The sequence below is a fragment of the Mesorhizobium sp. M4A.F.Ca.ET.090.04.2.1 genome, assembly GCF_003999085.1.
Classification (GTDB): domain Bacteria; phylum Pseudomonadota; class Alphaproteobacteria; order Rhizobiales; family Rhizobiaceae; genus Mesorhizobium.
Map to the genome: position 1 here is coordinate 1 of NZ_RZOT01000761.1, position 1,923 is coordinate 1,923.

Annotated in this window: 1 protein-coding gene; it reads right to left on the reverse strand. The window is 67.7% G+C overall.

Features of this window, described 5'->3' with window-relative positions:
- Window positions 1–1,923, reverse strand: a 1,923-nt coding sequence (locus tag EN781_RS31495) for an efflux RND transporter permease subunit (protein WP_145965749.1), incomplete at both ends; no start/stop codon positions are given.

The window sequence follows — 1,923 nt, forward strand, 5'->3', positions numbered from 1 at the left end:
CCGGTGAACAGCTCCTGCATGCGGGCGGCGTCGCCGCGCGCCAGCTCGTGGACGCCGGCCGGCAGGCTCCGCATGATCGGCAGGGCGCGGATGGCCGCGGTGCCTTCGCCTAATGTCAGACCGGAAAGATCCGCCTCGACGGTGGCGCTGCGGCTGCGCTCCACCCGGGTCAGGCTGTTCGGCCCGGCGTTGAAGCCGATGTCGGCTACGGCGCCGAGCGGGACTGTGCCCTTGGAGCCGGTCAGCGGCAGGACGGCAAGCTTTGCCGGATCGTCGATGACGCCGTCCGGCAGGGTGACGACAATCGACACCTGGCGATCGCCAAGGTTGAACTTCGCCAGGTTGGTGTCGGTGTCGCCGATGGTGGCGATCTTGACCGTCGCAGCGATCTCCGTCGGCGTGACACCAAGCTCGGCCGCCTTGGCGCTGTCGGGGCGCACGATCAGCTCGGGCTTGGTGGTCGCGGCGGTCGAGGTCGGGTTGATCAGGCCGGGCACCGACTTCATCTCGTCGATCAGGGCATCGCTCGCCTTTTCGAGCGCTGCGCCATCATCGCCGACCAGCGTGATCGACACCTTGGCGCCGGAGAAGCCGTCGGCGCCGAACTGGATGCGGGCACCAGGAATGTCGTTCAGCTTCGGCGAGGCTTCGGCTTCGAACGCCTGCTGGCTGAGCAAGCGTTCGGCGCGCGGCTTCAGATTGATCGTGACGGTGGCGGTGCGCACCTCGGCCGAGCTCGAACTCTGGTTCGGCCCGCCGCCCGAGGAAGCGGCCGTGCCGATCGTGGCGAAGACGCTGTCGACGGCCGGTTCACGCTCGAGGCGCTCTGTAATGTCCTGCACCACGGCCGTTGTCTGCTCGATCGTCGAGCCCGGCTGCAGTTCGACCGAGATCATTGAGCGGCCGCGATCGGCCGCCGCCATGAATTCGGTAGGCAGTTTCGTGGCCAGGAGCATCGAGCCGGCGAAGAAGGCTATGCCGGCGAACAGCGTGATCCAGCGGCAATTGAGCGCCTTGCGCAGCAGCCAGAGATAGGTCGGCACCCAGGCCGGGAGGTCGTCCTCGCTGTGGCCGCCGGCGCGCACCAGATAGGCGCCCAACAGCGGCGTGAGCATGCGCGCCACCAGCAGCGAGAACAGCACCGACACGCAGACGGCGATGGCGAAGCTGATGAAGAATTTTCCGGGAATGCCGGGCATGAAGGCCACCGGCAGGAACACCGCGACGATGGTCGCGGTGGTCGCCACCACGGCAAGGCCGATCTCGTCGGCGGCCTCGATCGCCGCCTGATAGGCGCTGGCGCCGGTCTGGCGCATATGGCGAACGATGTTCTCGATCTCGACGATGGCGTCGTCGACGAGGATGCCGACCACCAGCGACAGCGCGAGCAAGGTGATGTTGCTCAGCGAGATGTCCAGGGCCGCCATGACGGCGAAGGTCGGGATCAGCGACAGCGGCATGGCGACGGCCGACACCAGCGTCGCCCTGATGTCGCGCAGGAACAACCAGACCACGCCGACGGCGAGCAGGGCGCCGAGCCACAGCGCCTCGAGGGCCGCGTCATAGCTTTCCTGCACGAAACCGGACGAGGAGGTGACCTCGCTGAACTTCGCCCCAGTGGCTTTCGCGCCGATTTCGGCGATCGCCGCGCGCGCGGCCTTGACGACGTCGATCTCGCTCGATCCGACCGACCTGTAGACGTTGAAGGCAACGACTTGCTTGCCGTCGAGATAGGCGGCCTGGCGCGGCTTCTCCCAGCTGTCGACCACGGTGCCGAGATCGGAAAGCTTGACGTCGCCGGCGCTGGAAAGCGCCATGCGGGTGTCGGCGAGCGCCTCGACCGTGGTGGCGCTGGCCAGCGTGCGCACAGACTGCTCCTGGCCGCCGATGGTGGCGCGGCCGCCGGGCTGGTTGACGTTGTTC